General features: G+C 41.8%; 19 protein-coding genes. 12 read left to right on the forward strand and 7 right to left on the reverse strand.

The window, feature by feature from the left end; translation table 11 throughout:
• Positions 1-5: 5 nt before the first annotated feature.
• A complete protein-coding gene (locus tag ACFQZS_RS00745; protein ID WP_377096191.1) occupies positions 6-833 on the forward strand; it encodes a (Fe-S)-binding protein in 828 nt (275 codons plus the stop codon).
• On the opposite strand, the gene ACFQZS_RS00750 is transcribed toward ACFQZS_RS00745, so the two are convergent.
• On the reverse strand, positions 834-1,316 hold the full coding sequence (locus ACFQZS_RS00750; protein WP_377096194.1) for a hypothetical protein: 483 nt from the start codon (positions 1,314-1,316) through the stop codon (positions 834-836). It lies immediately after the preceding gene.
• The gene (locus ACFQZS_RS00755) at positions 1,313-1,786 is read right to left on the reverse strand and encodes a hypothetical protein (RefSeq protein ID WP_377096197.1); all 474 of its coding nucleotides are present in this window, start codon (positions 1,784-1,786) and stop codon (positions 1,313-1,315) included. The genes ACFQZS_RS00750 and ACFQZS_RS00755 overlap by 4 nt, the downstream gene beginning before the upstream one ends.
• An 83-nt stretch (positions 1,787-1,869) precedes the next feature.
• Between ACFQZS_RS00755 and ACFQZS_RS00760 the strand changes: the two genes are divergently transcribed.
• Entirely contained in the window at positions 1,870-2,403 is a 534-nt protein-coding gene (locus tag ACFQZS_RS00760) for an ABC transporter ATPase (protein WP_377096200.1), read from the forward strand.
• An 18-nt stretch (positions 2,404-2,421) separates the two neighbouring features.
• Here ACFQZS_RS00760 and ACFQZS_RS00765 read toward each other — a convergent pair whose 3' ends face one another.
• Both ACFQZS_RS00765 and asnS read right to left on the reverse strand, forming a co-directional pair.
• Entirely contained in the window at positions 2,422-2,901 is a 480-nt protein-coding gene (locus ACFQZS_RS00765; RefSeq protein WP_377096203.1) for an SRPBCC family protein, read from the reverse strand.
• Positions 2,902-2,992: 91 nt separating this feature from the next.
• Positions 2,993-4,429, reverse strand: a complete 1,437-nt coding sequence (asnS, locus tag ACFQZS_RS00770) for an asparagine--tRNA ligase (protein WP_377096206.1) — start codon at positions 4,427-4,429, stop codon at positions 2,993-2,995.
• A gap of 251 nt (positions 4,430-4,680) precedes the next feature.
• Between asnS and ACFQZS_RS00775 the strand changes: the two genes are divergently transcribed.
• From ACFQZS_RS00775 to ACFQZS_RS00800, 6 genes are read left to right on the forward strand one after another with little or no spacing between them, the layout of a single operon-like run.
• The gene (locus tag ACFQZS_RS00775) at positions 4,681-5,538 is read left to right on the forward strand and encodes a DMT family transporter (protein WP_377096209.1); all 858 of its coding nucleotides are present in this window, start codon (positions 4,681-4,683) and stop codon (positions 5,536-5,538) included.
• 35 nt (positions 5,539-5,573) lie between these two features.
• Entirely contained in the window at positions 5,574-5,882 is a 309-nt protein-coding gene (locus ACFQZS_RS00780) for a type II toxin-antitoxin system HigB family toxin (protein ID WP_377096212.1), read from the forward strand.
• Positions 5,883-5,925: 43 nt separating this feature from the next.
• Positions 5,926-6,291 carry a helix-turn-helix domain-containing protein gene (locus tag ACFQZS_RS00785; RefSeq protein ID WP_377096214.1) on the forward strand — a complete coding sequence of 122 codons (366 nt, stop codon included), beginning with the start codon at positions 5,926-5,928 and terminating at the stop codon, positions 6,289-6,291.
• 3 nt (positions 6,292-6,294) lie between these two features.
• Entirely contained in the window at positions 6,295-8,220 is a 1,926-nt protein-coding gene (gene dnaG, locus ACFQZS_RS00790; protein WP_377096217.1) for a DNA primase, read from the forward strand.
• Positions 8,221-8,589, forward strand: a complete 369-nt coding sequence (locus ACFQZS_RS00795) for a YraN family protein (protein WP_377096220.1) — start codon at positions 8,221-8,223, stop codon at positions 8,587-8,589.
• Between the two features lie 4 nt (positions 8,590-8,593).
• On the forward strand, positions 8,594-9,679 hold the full coding sequence (locus tag ACFQZS_RS00800) for a glutaminyl-peptide cyclotransferase (RefSeq protein WP_377096223.1): 1,086 nt from the start codon (positions 8,594-8,596) through the stop codon (positions 9,677-9,679).
• A 115-nt stretch (positions 9,680-9,794) separates the two neighbouring features.
• Here ACFQZS_RS00800 and pgi read toward each other — a convergent pair whose 3' ends face one another.
• On the reverse strand, positions 9,795-11,441 hold the full coding sequence (pgi, locus tag ACFQZS_RS00805; RefSeq protein WP_377096226.1) for a glucose-6-phosphate isomerase: 1,647 nt from the start codon (positions 11,439-11,441) through the stop codon (positions 9,795-9,797).
• Positions 11,442-11,572: 131 nt separating this feature from the next.
• Between pgi and ACFQZS_RS00810 the strand changes: the two genes are divergently transcribed.
• The 3 genes from ACFQZS_RS00810 to ACFQZS_RS00820 all read left to right on the forward strand — a co-directional run bounded on the left by ACFQZS_RS00810 (position 11,573) and on the right by ACFQZS_RS00820 (position 13,768).
• The gene (locus ACFQZS_RS00810; RefSeq protein WP_377096229.1) at positions 11,573-12,007 is read left to right on the forward strand and encodes a hypothetical protein; all 435 of its coding nucleotides are present in this window, start codon (positions 11,573-11,575) and stop codon (positions 12,005-12,007) included.
• Between the two features lie 106 nt (positions 12,008-12,113).
• A protein-coding gene (gene prfB / locus ACFQZS_RS00815; protein WP_377096232.1) for a peptide chain release factor 2 occupies positions 12,114-13,203 on the forward strand; the annotation gives its coding sequence in 2 pieces (ribosomal slippage) (positions 12,114-12,173 and positions 12,175-13,203; 1,089 coding nt in all).
• 88 nt (positions 13,204-13,291) lie between these two features.
• Positions 13,292-13,768, forward strand: a complete 477-nt coding sequence (locus tag ACFQZS_RS00820; protein ID WP_377096235.1) for a universal stress protein — start codon at positions 13,292-13,294, stop codon at positions 13,766-13,768.
• 15 nt (positions 13,769-13,783) lie between these two features.
• Here the strand turns inward: ACFQZS_RS00820 and ACFQZS_RS00825 are convergent, their stop codons facing one another.
• On the reverse strand, positions 13,784-15,073 hold the full coding sequence (locus ACFQZS_RS00825) for an HAD-IB family phosphatase (RefSeq protein ID WP_377096238.1): 1,290 nt from the start codon (positions 15,071-15,073) through the stop codon (positions 13,784-13,786).
• Between the two features lie 140 nt (positions 15,074-15,213).
• On the opposite strand from ACFQZS_RS00825, the gene ACFQZS_RS00830 reads away from it, so the two are divergent.
• Positions 15,214-15,879, forward strand: a complete 666-nt coding sequence (locus tag ACFQZS_RS00830; RefSeq protein ID WP_377096240.1) for a DUF4136 domain-containing protein — start codon at positions 15,214-15,216, stop codon at positions 15,877-15,879.
• 30 nt (positions 15,880-15,909) lie between these two features.
• Here the strand turns inward: ACFQZS_RS00830 and ACFQZS_RS00835 are convergent, their stop codons facing one another.
• Positions 15,910-16,143: a hypothetical protein gene (locus ACFQZS_RS00835; protein ID WP_377096242.1), complete on the reverse strand. Its 234-nt coding sequence runs from the start codon at positions 16,141-16,143 to the stop codon at positions 15,910-15,912.
• Positions 16,144-16,146: the final 3 nt, after the last annotated feature.

Here is a 16,146-nt window from a genome sequence, read left to right on the forward strand (position 1 = left end):
TAGATATGGAAGATCAAAACAAATCCGAAATCGTAAATCCGAAATCCGAAATAAAGGTGCCAACAATGGCTCAAATGGCTGCCGAAGGTAAACAGCCGGATATATTATTCTGGGTGGGATGCGCGGGCAGTTTTGATGAGCGGGCGCAAAAAATAACACGCGACATTTGCAAAATACTGCATCACGTAGGCATTAGCTACGCTGTATTAGGTACTGAGGAAAGCTGTACCGGCGACCCGGCCAAACGGGCGGGTAACGAATTTTTGTTCCAGATGCAGGCCATGACCAATATTGAGGTGCTGAATGGTTATAATATTAAAAAGATAGTAACCGGCTGCCCGCATTGTTTTAATACTATCAAAAACGAATACCCTAATCTGGGCGGTAATTACGAGGTGATACACCATTCGCAGTTGATACAGCAATTAATTGACGAGGGTAAACTAAAAGCCGAAGGCGGCGAGAGTTTCAAAGGAAAGCGCATTACTTACCACGATCCATGCTATTTAGGTCGCGGTAACGGCGTTTACGAGGCCCCACGCAAAGCTTTAGAGATACTGGATACCGAACTGGTTGAAATGAAACGTTGTCGCAGCAACGGCCTTTGTTGCGGTGCAGGTGGCGCGCAGATGTTTAAAGAACCTGAGCCGGGTAATAAGGACATCAATATGGAACGCATTGATGAAGTAGTTGCCATTAACGCGCATGTGGTAGCAGCCGCATGTCCGTTTTGTATGACGATGCTGAGCGACGGCGTAAAACACCGCGATAAGGAGCAGGAAATTAAGGTATTGGATATTGCGGAGATAACCGTCAGAGCAAACGCATTATAATCAAAAGCTCCGATTGAAGCTTTTACTAAATTCCTCTAAATCTAATGCTTCGTTAAAGTACGCTTTAAACTTATTAGAAAGATCCTCATCTCTAAATTTGACAATGGTGTAGCCGCTATCTACACAAATAATCTCAATCATTGCATTTGGATGCTGAATATTACCGTTTTTCCATATCAGGGGATTTTGTTCAGAATAAGGTAGATTTTCTTCATCCACATTTATCAATTTGCCATCGGAGAAGCCAAGCAATACACCCCAAATAATCTGCGGATCAGCGTTAACTAACTGCTGAAATTGAATAGAGGATAGTATAAAATAATCGTAATCAAAATTGATGGGCAAGTCCTCTGTATTAGAGATATATTCAACATCGGATACCAGCCAGTTCCAATCCTTTACTTCATCATAAATTGGCTTAAGCAAACCATTCAAATGAGTATGAGAAAGCAGTTTATTGCTTTCTCTTATTATCCAATTCATAAAGCTTTTCCCTTAAAATAATTCAAAGCTCGCTGCAAGCTATCCAAACGCTCATGCTCTATATTTTTCAAGGGGATATCCAAAGTGGTTGCCATAGTATCGATGTTGCCCTTACGGTCGTTATAGGTTTGAACGATCACATCATCGTCTTTAGTTTTAAGCCGGAGGGTGCCTTTAATGTTGTTGCCTAAATAACTCAGGTCATCTAATTGCTGCAACTGCAGCGAAAAGTATTCCTGTTTGCCGTTTTGGAAAGTTTTGCGCAGACGAAGGAAAGAATCTTCGGTTAAATTGATCTCAAACTTCTTTAATTTAACATCGGCAGTTGCATCGTATGATGTTGTAAGGCACTGATTGCTCCAGCTAAGCCAATCCTGGTCTATAACAAAGCAAAGGCTTGCTGCACTAAAAAGTGCGATCAACGCTGCAAGAAACCGCTTTTTAATTTTAGGGATAATTGATGTTATCATTACAATAATACAACGTGCCGAAGTTAATAAATTGATATTTAGATGCAAATAAATATGCCGAGGTTTAAGTTGATGATGCTGTTATGACAACAACCGGTTTTAACACCATTGATAAATTAATACCTTTGCGCATGCAGTTTTCTGAAAATTCAAGAGTGTGGATCTATCAGTCGGACATACAACTTACCGGCGAGCAAACATCACAAATTCAAGAACATCTTGATGCGTTCACAACACAGTGGACAGCACACAACAATCAGCTTAAAGCCAAAGCCGAGGTGCGTTATAACCGCTTTTTAATTCTGATTGTAGACGAAGCACAGGCAGGTGCAAGCGGGTGCTCTATTGACAAATCGGTGCATTTTATGCAGCAGATAGAGCAGAAGTTTGGCATTAATTTGTTTGACCGTTTTAACCTGGCTTATAGAGATGGGAACGAAATACTATCGTTGCCGCGTAATGCGTTTGAGGAAAAACTAAAAAAAGGCGAGATCAATAGCAACACTATCGTATTCAATAACCTGGTTCAAAACGTGAAGGAATTGGAAACCAAATGGGAGGTGCCGTTTAAAGATAGCTGGCACGCACAGCTTTTTGGTAGTTTGGTAACAGCATAGTATAAAACTGCGCTGTTGTTATTGCGTTTTATTAATTTCTTTCCACTTTTCGCTTTCTGCTACCTGCTTAATCACTAGGTTACGTTGTGTAAGCAGGCTGGTCATATAAGCTTTTAAGGTGATGATATTAAATAGCTTCCCCAGCGCACCATACGGCGATTCAAACACAAAAACATCCCGCATTACAGTACCGCCATCTACCTCAAAAAAGTAATGCTCATGTCTGAAGCTTTTAAAGGCTCCGCTTACCATTTCATCGGCAAAAAAATGCGGCGAGTTAAACTCCGTTATTTTAGTAGTAAGGTTTTGCCAGATAAAGAAGTGTTTAGCGCGCCAGGTAACCGTCTCGCCCAACTCGATCAATCCGCTGGTTCTGCCCGCAATGGCCTGTTCACCGGTGTGTTTGGTCGATATTAAATGCAGGTCAATACTGCGCGACAGATCAAAGCACCGTTTAACGGGAGCGTGGATGGTAGTATTGAGTTCAATTGTCGGCATAGCTTTTATGATTTCACCGATTGCCAGATGATTACACTGATTTATTGAAGTAATCGGTGTAATCGTCAAAAATCAGTGTAATCATAAACTATTAAAACTCCGCGTTCTTAGGGAACCTTGGGAAAGGTATCACATCCCTGATATTGCCCATGCCGGTAACAAACAGCACCAAACGCTCAAAGCCCAAACCAAAACCGGCATGCGGGCACGCGCCGAAACGACGGGTGTCTAAATACCACCAAAGCTCATCTTTTGGTATGCCTATCTCGTCCATGCGTTGTTCCAGCTTATCTAACCGCTCTTCACGCTGCGATCCGCCAATGATCTCGCCGATGCCGGGGAAAAGAATATCCATAGCGGCAACGGTTTTGCCGTCGTCGTTTTGGCGCATGTAGAAGGATTTTATCTCTTTAGGATAGTTGGTTAAAATAACCGGTTTTTTAAAGTGTTTTTCTACCAAATAACGCTCATGCTCTGATTGCAGATCGGTTCCCCAGCCCTCAACCTGGTACTGAAATTTCTTTTTCTTATTAGGGGTTGATTCTCTTAAGATTTCAATCGCCTCGGTATAAGTCAATCGCTCAAAATCGTTATCTAAACAAAACTGCAGCTTCTCTAACAAACTCATTTCAGAGCGCTCGTTCTGTGGCTTTTGCTTTTCTTCTTCGGTTAAACGTTGCGTTAAAAATTCAATATCCTCTTTGTTGTTATCCAAAGCGTATTTAATAACATATTTCAGCATGGCCTCGGCAAGGTCCATGTTATCTACAATATCATAAAAAGCCATTTCAGGCTCTATCATCCAAAACTCAGCTAAGTGGCGGGTTGTATTAGAGTTTTCTGCACGGAATGTTGGTCCGAACGTATAAATATCGCTCAAAGCCATCGCGCCCAATTCGCCTTCTAACTGGCCCGATACGGTAAGGTTAGTAGCGCGGCCAAAAAAGTCTTGCTTGTAATCTATTTCGCCGGTATCCGTTTTCGGTGGGTTAGCAATATCAAAGTTGGTAACGTGGAAAGTTTCCCCCGCGCCTTCGGCATCTGATGCTGTGATGATAGGCGTGTGCAGGTATACAAAACCCCGCTCCTGAAAAAACTGGTGCACCGCGAATGCCAGGCTGTTACGCACACGGAAAATAGCGCCAAAAGTATTGGTGCGGAAACGCAGGTGAGCTATTTCGCGCAAAAACTCCAGGCTATGTTTTTTAGGTTGCAGCGGATATTTTTCCGGATCGCTATCGCCTAAAATTTTAATTTCTTTCGCTTTAACTTCCACGGTCTGGCCCTTGCCTAAGGATTGTACCAACTCGCCAACCACGCTAATGGCTGCGCCGGTGGTGATGCGTTTTAATAAAGCAGCATCTGTATTTTCAAAGTCAACTACTATCTGTATGTTGCTGTTAGTAGAGCCATCATTCAAAGCAATGAACTGATTATTACGGAAGGTACGTACCCATCCTTTTACAGTTACATCCTTACCGGTTTCGGTGCTTGCTAATAATGCTTTGATCTTGATCCGCTGACTCATTTTTGTATATAAATTTTAAGAGCGGCTAAATTACAATTATTTGATTTAACTCACTTAACAGTCATGCCGAATTATTAATCAACCTGTCATTTCGAACTAGCGGGTGGGGACCGCGGGGTTGCGAGAGAGAAATCTTTTCGAACTATGCATAGCCCGTCGCTTTGAAAGGATTTCTCTTTCGCCCTACCTCGCCATGCTTTAGCAATGCTCTATCGAAATGACACGTGAGATTGTTTACTTTTGCATTTCCTATGAATCCAAAATTAAGCCTCGCGTTGGGTATAGTCTGCATTTCGCTCTCGCCCATATTTGTAAAGCTGGCCGAAGCATCGCCTGTGGTGTGCGCATTTTACCGGATATTTTTTGGGTTGATATTTCTTGTTCCTTATTGTCTTATTAAACAAAACCTAAAAGTAAAACGTAAGGACCTGGTACTGGCTTTAATTGGCGGACTTGTTTTTGCGACTGACATCACCCTCTGGAACCTTTCGCTTAAAATGATCAGTGCCACAGTTTCAACCTTGCTGGCCAACCTTGCGCCGGTATGGGTGGGGTTGATAAGTTATTTCCTGTTCAGAAAAAAGGTTGAAAAATTATTCTGGATAGGCACAGGCGCTGCTGTCGTAGGCATGCTGATATTAGTGGGGCTGCGCGAAGTACTGCACCTACAGTTTGGGCTGGGTTTTTTGTTCGCGGTGGTGGCAAGTATGTTGTATGCTATTTATATCCTTATCACCAAAGACATATTGGCACGCATGGGCACTGTTACTTTTATGTTTTACAACATGCTGGCTGCATTGGTATTTCTGTTTATAATTTGTTTGATAAATAATGACACCCTGATCAATTACCCAGCGGCAGATTGGCTCTATTTTGCCGGCATGGGTATAATTTGCCAGTTGCTGGGCTGGCTGTTAATTAATTATGCTATCAGGTATATTGAATCAACCAAAGTAGCTATAACCCTTTTGAGCCAAACGGTGGTAGCTGCCGTGCTGGCGGCGTTAATGTTGAGCGAGAAATTAAGTACGCACGAAGTTATAGGTAGCTTAATAGTATTGGCGGGGATAGGTATTACATTTTTAGAGTCAAAAAATAATACGGCGTAAAGTTTTCTATTAGTAAACTTTTGTATATTTGTTTAATGAATATCATTACCAGGCGGACTATTCTTTTTTACATTGACAAGTACCCGCTTGCTGCAAATTCTCTTAAAACTTGGTATAGCGAGTTGTCAAACGCGGAATACCAAAGCTTTAATGATTTGAAAAATATTTATGGCAATGCAAGTATAGTTGCAAATAACAGAGTGATATTTAATATTAAGGGAAACGCTTTTAGATTAATTGTTTCCATAAATTTTAAAAAGCAAGCTGTATATGTTATTTGGTTTGGTACTCATGAGGAGTATGACGACATAGATGCAGCAACTATTCCTTTTGTAGGAAAATAATTTAAATAAAAAGCGGTGCAGCTTTTAAAACTCTGCCTAAGCAATGGAAAAGTTGTTAAAAATTTTGAAGACTGAAGCGGCTTATAACGCCGCATTAGCTAGAACAATTGAAATATTTCATGCAGAGGAAGGAACGCCGGAAAGCGATGAATTAGATGTTTTGTTGCTTCTTTTGAAAGATTATGAAGACCGTCATTACTATATTCCTGACCCTGACCCAATAGAAGTTATTAAATTAAAGTTGGAGGAGAAGGGCTTAAAACAAAAAGACCTTGAACCCATTATAGGTTCAAAAGGTTATGTATCCCAAGTTTTATCAGGTAAGAAGGAGCTTACCTTAAAAATGGTAAGAGGCTTACACCAGTTTTTAGGCATATCGGCGGACATACTTTTAGCTGAGAGTAAATAAATCATGATCCTAAAATCCACCGTTGACCGTATTATGGAAGCCACCGACATTGTGGAGGTGATAGGTGAGTTTGTGCAATTAAAAAAGCGTGGGGCGAACTACGTGGGGCTATCGCCATTTGCTAATGAGCGTACGCCATCTTTTACGGTATCGCCGGCCAAGGGTATTTTTAAAGATTTCTCATCGGGCAAAGGCGGCAGCGCGGTTACTTTTTTAATGGAGCTGGAAAAGTTTACCTATCCGGAGGCGTTAAAATGGCTGGCCAAAAAGTATGGTATTGAGGTAGAGGAAACCAAGGAAGCTCCCGAAGACCGGGAAGCGGATAACCGCCGCGAAAGCCTGATGATCGTATCGGGCTATGCGGCAAAGTTCTTTCACGAAAGTTTGCTGGATACAGATGAGGGCCAAAGCATAGGATTAAGTTATTTTAAAGAGCGCGGTTTCAGTACGGAAACGATAAAGAAATTTGAACTGGGTTACTCGCCGGATCAATGGGAAGCGTTTACCGGGCAAGCCATAAAAGAAGGCTACCAGCCCGAGTTTTTAGTGGAAAGTGGTTTATCTGTTAAGCGGGACAACGGCAACCTGTACGACCGCTACCGTGGCCGAGTGATGTTCCCCATACATAGCTTTACCGGCCGAGTTATTGCCTTTGGCGGGCGTACACTAAAAACGGATAAGAATGTACCCAAATACGTTAACTCGCCCGAGTCTGAGATCTACCATAAATCGAGTGTTTTATACGGGCTTTATTTTGCCAAAAAATCCATTCGCGAAGACGATAACTGTTATCTGGTAGAAGGTTACGCCGATGTTATATCCGTGCACCAGGCGGGGATAGAGAATGTGGTGGCCTCATCCGGAACATCATTAACATCAGAGCAGATAAGGCTTATCGGTCGCCTTACAAAGAATATTACCATTTTATATGATGGCGACGCCGCGGGTATAAAAGCATCGCTACGCGGCCTGGATATGATATTGGAGGAGGGCCTTAATGTTAAGGTGGTTCTTTTCCCTGATGGGCATGACCCGGATTCGTATGTCCGGTTGGTTGGTACATCAGCCTTTAAAAAGCATATTGAAGACAATAAAAAAGACTTTATACTGTATAAAACCAACCTGCTGCTTAAAGAGGCAGGTAATGACCCGATAAGGAAAGCGGAAGTAATACGGGATATTGTTGAGAGCATTGCCAAAATACCTGATTCTATCAAGGCGTCGGTATTTATTAAGGAGTGCAGCCATATATTACAGATAGATGAGCGGGCGCTGCTATCTGAGTTGAATAAAATGCGCCAGGCCAAGGCCAAAAAAGACGGAGAGCGGCAGCAACCCCGCCATGAAGCCGAGCCACCTGAAGACCTGTGGGCAGACCCTGTTATTGAAGGAAAACAAGAGGATGAAGCTACGCAGGAAAGGGAGATCATTCGCCTGCTTTTACTATACGGCAACAAAATGATTGACTGGGACGGCATTGCCAATACCTATATTGGTCCGTTTATGATAGCGGAGCTGAATGATGTTGATTTTGAGCAGCCAACCTGCAAAAGCTTTGTCGAGATTTACGGCAAACAGGTAGAAGATGGTGTGCTGCCAGAGGAGCAATTTTTTATCCATTACCCGGATAAGGATATTGTTGATCTTACTGTTACACTAATTGCCACCAAATATACGTTAAGCGATAACTGGTACGAGATGCATCGCATTTTAGTACCCGATGAACAGGCTAATATGAAAGCCACAATTTTAGGCGCTATATTTCATTTAAAAATGCATAAGGTGGGTAAACTGCTTGAAAACCTGCGTAAGGAGCTTCAGGTTGCCCAAACTGCCGAAGAACAGGATATTTTGCTTAGCCAGTACATGCGGATGAAGAAAGTAGAAAAGTCCATATCTGATTACTTAGGCTCCGTGATATTGAAATAAATGGCAAAACACCTTGACCTTGGCCGCAAAGGCGAATTGATGGCAAAGCAGCACTTGGAGCAACATGGTTATGAGATATTAGATGAGAATTGGTGCCACGGCAAAGCTGAAATTGACCTTATTGCCTATAAAGACAAAGTAATTATATTTACCGAGGTTAAAACGCGCAGCGGCAACGGATTTGGCGAGCCGGAGGATTTTGTTGACAACCGTAAGCAGCGTTTGCTTGCCGATGCTGCCGATGAATATATTTACCTGATGAACCACCAGGGCGAGGTGCGTTTTGACATTATTGCCATATTATTTAAAAACGAAGAGAACTATAAATTAAACCATATTGAGGATGCCTTTTGGCCATCCGCCACTTAATATCATGAAAAGAATACCCGCGCTATATTTAGCTGCCGCACTGCTCATTATTTTTGCCTGTAATTTTGGATGCAACGAAGAAAAACCTAAAGGGCAGGATATAACAATTTCGCCTGATGCCGGCACTACGGTTAAAGCGGGCACAGATGTTACCGTTAAAGTAAAATATCCCGCTGAAATGGTGCCCGATTCTATTGTATATCTGCTGGAATCAACTACCATTGCATCAAAAAAAGATGCATTGCCTGTTATAATTAAAACTGACACCATTCCTATGGGCCCCAAGGCTATCACCGCTAAAGTTTACAAGCAGGGGGTAAGTCAGGATGTATCAACCAACATCGTTGTGCTGGCTGCTAAAGCGCCCGAGCAGCTTACCTTTAAAGTAGAGAAAGTATTCCCGCATGATGTTGAATCTTACACAGAGGGTTTGCAATACGTAGATGGTTACTTGTATGAAAGTGATGGTGGCTACCTGGACCCACCCCCCAACGAAAGCATAGTAGGGCCGTCAAGCTTGCGCAAGGTTGATGTTGCTACAGGTAAAGTTTTACTGTCGGTGCAAAACGACCCCAAAGTATTTGCTGAGGGCTTAGCTGTTGTTGGTGATAAAATTATTCAGCTTACCTGGAAAGAAAAAATAGGTTATGTGTATGATAAGAATACATTCAAACTGCTAAACACCTTTAATAATAACGTTGGGGTTGAGGGCTGGGGGATGACCCTTGACGGCGAAAAGCTGTATATGGACGACAGCACCAATCGTATTTGGTTTTTGGATAAAGAAACCTATCAGCAAAAAGGCTTTATTGATGTTTACGATGATAAAGGGCCTGTAGATGATATAAACGAGTTGGAATATGTTGATGGTAAAATATATGCTAACGTTTTTCAAAAAGACACCATAATTGTAATTGACCCTAAAACAGGCGCGGTGTTGCAAATAGCAAATATGGCCGGCTTATACCCTAAACGTAACAAAGAAGCCGACGTATTAAACGGTATTGCCTGGGATGCTAAAGGCAAACGCATGTTTATTACCGGAAAGTTTTGGGATAAATTGTTCCAGGTTTCCTTCTCCAGGAAATAGCAGTTATTGCTTCGTACCTCAACAATGACAACATAAAAAGCGCCGTTCATTTATTTATTGAACGGCGCTTTTTTATAATTAGTGCTCCCCCTTTAGGGGGTTAGGGGGGCTGGGCTTATCGCCAGGCCTTATACTGATTGATCAAACCATTGGTTGATGAATCATGCGATGATATCTCATCGTTGTTTTTTAACTCAGGTAATATTTTACCTGCCAGTTGCTTGCCTAATTCAACACCCCATTGGTCAAAGCTGTATATGTTCCAAATGATACCTTGCACAAATATTTTGTGCTCGTACATAGCTAAAAGCGATCCTAAGCTACGTGGTGTTATTTTCTTAACCAATATTGAGTTGGTAGGGCGGTTACCCTCAAATACCTTGAACTGCGCCAGTTTTTCAATTTCATCTTCTGATTTGCCGGCAGCTTTTAATTCAGCAACAACTTCCTCTTCAGTTTTGCCATTCATTAATGCTTCTGTTTGGGCAAAGAAGTTTGACAGCAGCATGTTATGGTGTTCGCCCAGCGGATTGTGTGATTGTGCCGGAGCAATAAAATCGCAAGGAATTAATTTGGTTCCCTGGTGTATCAGTTGATAAAAAGCGTGCTGCCCGTTGGTGCCCGGCTCACCCCAAATGATAGGGCCGGTAGAATAATCTACAGGCTCGCCGTTGCGGTCAACATATTTGCCGTTGCTCTCCATATCACCTTGCTGGAAATAAGCCGCAAAACGGTGCATGTACTGATCGTAAGGTAAAATGGCTTGCGTTTCGGCATCAAAGAAGTTATTGTACCAAACGCCTAAAAGGGCAAGTATTACAGGTAGATTTTCGTTAGCCTCGGTTGTTTTAAAATGGTTATCCATGGCGTGCGCGCCGGCCAGCAGTTCTTTAAAATTATCAAAGCCTATGCTTAATGAAATGGATAAGCCAATGGCGCTCCACAAAGAGTAACGGCCACCTACCCAATCCCAAAACTCAAACATGTTTTTGGTATCAATACCAAATTTTGAAACACCCTCGGCGTTGGTTGAAAGTGCCGCGAAATGTTTGGCCACATCGCCATCGCTACCGCCGCTTTTAATAAACCAATCGCGGGCGCTGTTGGCGTTGGCCATGGTTTCTTGCGTGGTAAACGTTTTAGATGCCACCAAAAATAAAGTGGTTTCTGCATTTAGTCCTTTAAGTGTTTCTGCAATGTGCGTGCCGTCAACATTAGATACAAAGTGCAGGGTAAGATGATTTTTATAAGCTTTTAATGCCTCGGTAACCATAACCGGCCCCAGGTCAGATCCACCAATGCCTATGTTTACCACATCAGTAATAGCTTTGCCGGTATATCCCTTCCAGCCGCCAGAAATTACTGCTTCGCTAAACTCCTTCATATGCGCCAATACAGCATTTACATCGGGCATAACATCTTTGCCATCAACAATAACAGGGGTGTTGCTCTGGTTGCGTAAAGCAGTGTGCAGTACCTGTCTGCCTTCGGTGGCGTTAATAACTTCGCCGTTAAACATGGCGGCAATTGCATCATTTAACCTACACTCGTTGGCTAATTGTAGCAATAGCGCTAACGTTTCATCATTAACGCGGTTTTTTGAATAATCAAGCAAAATATCCTCAAACTGAAGAGAGAATTTGGCAAATCTTTGATTATCAGCACTGAAAAGGTCTTTCATGCTTGCGGCAGCCATATCAATATAATGATCTGTAAGATATTTATAGGCGGTTGTGGTGGTAAAGTTGATGTTTGGCAACATTTTGGTTAAAGTTTAATAGAAGCAAAATTAAAATTTAAAATTTAGCGTAAGGGCTAAATTTTATTTAATAGCCAATTATAATACGAACACGTTTTCTGAAATTGATAATTCACCTTTCAAAACTCATTTTTATGTTTGAAAAACTATTTACCCTTGTTAAAAATAACGCCGGGACGGCTGTTATAAACAATCCCTTAATTTCTGCCGAGCATCACGAAGCAATTATTACAGAAGCGTCGAGCTGTATTATAGAAGTGTTAAAGGGGCAGATAGAAACGGGTAAATTAAAAGATATGATCAAATATTTTCAATTCCCGGGCATTTATAGCAGCAATCCGCTTATTGGCACTACGGTAAACAAGTTTGCTAATAAGCTGAATAACTATTATGGTTTAGAGCCCGCGGATGCGCTTAAAACTGCTAATACATTAATTCCGCAGGTTATGCAGCAACTTATTGATAAATCGCAAAACGAAAGTGACAAAGATTTTTCGCTGAAGCATCTGTTAGAGTTAATAGGTGGAAACGGTATAAACGCTGTATTGAAACAGCTTGCAGCCGCCTAAAATATAATTTACCTATGAAGGAAAGCCTGCCTGTGTAAAACGGGTAGGTTTTTTTATAGGTAATGTTATTGGCATAACGGCATAAAACATTTTTTATATTTGCCACATGACTAAAGAACAGATCCAGGATTTAAGGGATAGACTAATTTCCCTGAGGAGGCATCTTTGACATCGATAAGAAACTCGATGCGCTAAAAGAAGAACAGGAAATAACCATTGGCCCCCATTTTTGGGATCATCCTAAAGAAGCCGAAAAAGTTTTAGCCTCAATAAAATTAAAGAAAGTTTGGACAGACGAATACCATAAAGTAGCATCAGTAATTGATGATACTGGTGTTATGTTGGATTTTTTTAAAAGTGGAGATGCAACCGAAGCTGAATTTAAAGAACAGTATGATCTGGCTATTAAAGTAGTTGAAGAGCTTGAGTTTAAAAACATGCTCTCGGCTGATGAAGATCAATTGAATGCTGTATTACAAATTACCGCGGGCGCAGGTGGCACAGAAAGCTGTGATTGGGCAGGTATGCTAATGCGGATGTACATTATGTGGGGCGAAAAGAATGGCTATAAGGTAACAGAGCAGGATTTTCAGGAAGGTGAATCGGCAGGCGTTAAAACGGTTACGTTACAGCTGGAAGGCGAATTTGCATATGGTTATTTAAAAGGCGAAAATGGGGTACACCGTTTGGTGCGCATCTCTCCGTTTGACTCTAATGCCAAACGCCACACTTCTTTTGCATCAGTATACGTTTATCCTTTGGTTGATGACACTATTGAAATTGAAGTAAACCCCGCTGATATAGAGTTTGAAACATTTAGGGCAGGGGGTGCCGGAGGACAAAATGTAAACAAGGTAGAAACTGCCGTCCGTTTATATCATAAACCATCGGGTATTATTATAAAAAACCAGGAGTCGCGCTCACAATTGCAGAATAAGGATAATGCCATCCGCTTATTAAAATCGCAATTGTACGAAATAGAGATGCGTAAACGCCAGGAAGCATCAAACAAAATTGAGGGTAATAAAAAGAAGATAGAGTGGGGCTCGCAAATACGCAACTATGTTTTGCATCCTTATAAACTGGTAAAAGATCTTCGTACAGATCATGAAACCTCAAACGCGCAAGCGGTGTTAGACGGCGAACTGAACGATTTTTTAAAAGCTTACTTAATGGAGTTTGGCGGAAATAAATAACGTCATGAAGGATGTTAAACAGTGTTCCATACAAAACATTAGTTGTAAGTTAGGGTTATCATTTTAACTCACACTAAGCTTTATAATCATGAATATCAAAAAAGTACTTATAGGTATTGATAGCAGTAAAATAGCCGAGCACGCTGCAGAATATGGGTTTGAATTAGCCCGGGTATTCAAAGGGCATGTTGGCCTGGTTCATGTTATTGAACCGGCTATGCCGCTAACCGGTAATGTTGACCCTATGCTTGGTGGAACAATGCAGGATATGGGTGCCACCGATTTGGAGCTTCTTGATATACAAAGCCACGCTTCTAAAAAGACAGTTGATAACATAGTCGAAAAATTCGGCAAGGACATATCAATAACTCATTTTACCGAATTTGGCGATACTGCCGATGGTATAATAGAAGCAAGTAAAGAGTTTAATGCCGACGTTATTGTTGTGGGTACACATAGCCGCAGCGGGCTGGATAGGTTGCTAATGGGCAGTGTTGCCGAACATGTTGTCAGGCATGCCACAGTGCCTGTATTTGTAGTACCGCTACCGCATCATAATGAATAATAAAAGTTCAGATCGCTAATAAAGCAATCTGAACTTTATTGTATGCTCAATAGCTTTTAGTTCGTTTAATATCTGCGGGTCGTAACCTGTGTTTACATCCGTTATTACGTAGCCTATTTGTGGGTTAGTTACCAAAAACTCGCCTACTATGTTAATATTGTGGCGTGCAAATACCTCGTTTATTTTAGCCAAAATGCCCGGCACGTTTTTATGGATGTGTATTAACCTATGCGCATTGCTGCTCCGCGGTGGTTGCAGATCAGGAAAATTGCAGCTTGTGTGCGTTTTGCCTTCATTCATAAAAGCTATAACACGTTTAGGCAAAAAGTCGTCGCTACGCGGATTGTGTTTCGGATCGTCAAAAACAACTATGCCATTGTCGCAGGCAGCTTCAGCCAGTCTGCGCCCAACTTTACCAAAGCAACCTATTACTTTCAGGCGTCCCGCTCCGGCAACCTGCTCAGATGTGGGCTGGTTAGCCTCGTCGCAAAGTAAAACACCGGCCTCCTCTAAATATTTATCTTCTATTTTATCGCGCTGGCGTATGTTGTAACCCTCTTTACGCATTTGCGCCAGTGCTTCTTCTTCAATGTCGCCAACAACAAGGCATTTTATGCGGTTTTTAGGATATGATATGGCACGCGGTAGTTTATTGATATATAAAAACTCATCAAAACTAGGCGTAACATGGTCTGCCTTTTCAGCTACTGATTTTCTTTCAATATTCTCTGTAAAGGCGAAGAACTTTTTGATCATGCCCGATTCTTTCAATTGAAAATCAGAATATCCGTCGCCAATTCCGTAAATATCACCTTCCAATTTAAGTTCCTTAAGCAGCTTTACTTTACCGCCCTCCTGCGATAGGGGATTTTCACGATCGTAACCTACAATATTACCTTCATCGTCAAACACAAAGGTGTTGGCGTAAATATTTTCTTTTTTAATATGATATTCGGTAACTACAGGGATGATAAACTCCTTAAATCCGCCGGATACAATAAGCACCTCGTCCTGATGATTTTTAAAGAAGATAGTATTGCGCGAAAAAGATGTAGATACCTTTTTTTTCAAGTGGCTTATCAGTAGTTTCAAATGTTCGCGGTTGGCTTGCAAAAGTTTAACGCGGTTCTCTAAGCTTTGACTGAAAGACAAGCGGCCTTCCATTGAAGCATTAGTAAGGTCCTCTATCTGCTGATATATGTTTTCCCTGTCGGGATGGTTTTTTAAGGATATTCTGGCAAGTTCGTCCAGCGCTTCAACTTGAGTAAATGTGCTGTCGAAATCTATTATAAAATACTGGCTCATTTGTTTTGGGATATGCAAAGGTGCAATTTTTGAGCGACGTTTTTTAATGATTGTGGTTAAACTTATATAAATGTTCAGTTACACTTAAACCTTTGCCTGTTCAAACGTCTAATTAACTTATAAAATAAGGATATATAACGATGAAAAAAATGATGTTTTTTGCAGTAGCAATGGTTGCTTTATCAGCATGTTCAACACGTTATAACTATTACGTGGCAGGCCTTAACCGCACAAATCTTAGTGCTTACCGAACGTTTGCCTGGATGCGTCCGGACGAGAGCACGGCATCACAAAATAATTTTGTAGCTGATGCAAAAATAAAGGATGCCGCTACGCAGGCTTTAACCCAGAAAGGGATAGCGTTGCAACAGCGCGATCCTGACCTGTTGGTGAGCTACACAAGTGTAGTGGGGCGCGGCAGCCGCACTAATTATTATCCAATGTATGCCGGTGGTGGCATGTATCCCGGCTATAGCGCTTTCGGATACGGCGGTTTAGGCTGGAATAGTTGGTACAGGCCATACTATTACGCATATGGTGCACCGTTTAGCTACTACGTAGGCACATCTGTAGAACGCGAACATTACAAAGAAGGTACGCTGATAATAGACCTGGTAGACAGGCGTTCAAAACAAGTAGTTTGGCGTGGCTTCGGGGTTGGCGAAGTGCATAAAGACTATCAAAAAGACGTAGAAGATCTGCCTAAGGTTGTAGCCGGGATATTTGAACAGCTTAGTTTGGCTCCTTCATCTGCCCCACCTGCCGGGGGTAGCGGGGTGCGGTATCGCGCAGATCGCGCCAGATAATGATAGAAATAGAGTAAAAAAAAAGGGATGCTATAAAAAAGCTTCCTTTTTTTGTTTATTGTGTAAATACCATGTAGCTAATATTAACCCGCCAATAACTAAAATTATCAGCCAGTTATCTAAAGGCACGTTTGCGCAACCGTTTGGGTCATATCCCGGATCGTCAGGGTCGCCGGAGCAAGGTATTGGGTCTCCTGCAAATGCCGTTAGGTTTGCAAATACCAAACAGCTAAACAGAAGTAGTACTTTTCGAATTTTTTGCATGCG

This window comes from Mucilaginibacter calamicampi (genome assembly GCF_042676765.1).
GTDB lineage: Bacteria > Bacteroidota > Bacteroidia > Sphingobacteriales > Sphingobacteriaceae > Mucilaginibacter > Mucilaginibacter calamicampi.